1 protein-coding gene is annotated in these 255 nt (G+C 70.2%); it reads left to right on the forward strand.

Features of this window, described 5'->3' with window-relative positions:
• The coding region (locus tag EU805_RS17325; protein ID WP_370318233.1) for a molybdopterin-dependent oxidoreductase at positions 1-255 on the forward strand (255 nt) is incomplete at both ends.

A 255-nucleotide genomic window follows, 5' to 3' on the forward strand; every position in this document is an offset into this window, starting at 1 on the left:
GCACGCAGGCGCTCGGCTTCGACCGCGCGGCGCTGATGGACCTGCCCGCCACGACGATCCGCACCAGCACGATCTGGACCGACGGCGTCCACGAGTTCACCGGCGTGGCGCTGTCGGACCTCGTGGACCTGCTCGAGGTCGACGGCGGCACCCTGCTTGCCACCGCGATCAACGACTACACCGTCGAGATCCCCGTCAGCGACGCCGTCGAGGGCGGCCCGATCATCGCCTACCAGATGGACGGCGCCGAGATGC

This window comes from Salipiger sp. IMCC34102 (assembly GCF_004145405.1).
GTDB lineage: Bacteria > Pseudomonadota > Alphaproteobacteria > Rhodobacterales > Rhodobacteraceae > Loktanella.